The organism is Thiolapillus sp. (genome assembly GCF_048562965.1).
Classification (GTDB): domain Bacteria; phylum Pseudomonadota; class Gammaproteobacteria; order Chromatiales; family Chromatiaceae; genus Thiolapillus; species Thiolapillus brandeum_A.
In genome coordinates this window covers 1-524 of record NZ_JBHNMF010001638.1, presented here as the reverse complement: position 1 = coordinate 524, position 524 = coordinate 1, and the positions used below count along the sequence as shown (strand labels likewise).

General features: G+C 52.7%; 1 protein-coding gene. It reads left to right on the top strand.

What is annotated here, in order from left to right; translation table 11 throughout:
• The first annotated feature begins 140 nt into the window (after positions 1–140).
• The gene (locus tag ACOCD2_RS25955) at positions 141–407 is read left to right on the top strand and encodes a hypothetical protein (RefSeq protein ID WP_419596359.1); all 267 of its coding nucleotides are present in this window, start codon (positions 141–143) and stop codon (positions 405–407) included.
• The last annotated feature ends 117 nt before the right edge of the window (positions 408–524 follow it).

Here is a 524-nt window from a genome sequence, read left to right as displayed (position 1 = left end):
GGGGCTCTTGTCATTGGAGGGGGACATTTGAAAACAGTATGGTGTATCGGAGCTGAAATGTAAAGTAAATTCCACGGTTGCGGATGCTTGCTCCTCGATAACTGATTGAAATATAAGGAAACAAGCGTGTCTTCGGCCTCGTGATAGATTTTGGGACATCCCAGTCCCCAAAATCGACTCGGCCTTTGACAACCTATTTGTGCCCCAGCCGTCCTGGTCACCAAGCACTACGCAACAACTTCGCAAGCTCGTTGCTGCTCCGTACTTGGCTCCCAATGACTGGACGCCGCGTTCGGAGGCCTACTTTGTTTTCCCTCTGGCGCAAGGCACGCCGGGAAAACAGTGCGGCCTCGCGGCTACTGGGGTCTACCAGCCTTCGCTTCGCTCTCCATGGCTGGCAGCGATAGTTTGCCGCTGATTTGCTACGCTGGCTCAGCTGACAGAAGCCTCGGTAGGTTCAGCTGCCGATAGGCAATGAATCCGACAGAAAATATAGGCATTTGGGGACAAAAAGCAAGAGAAAT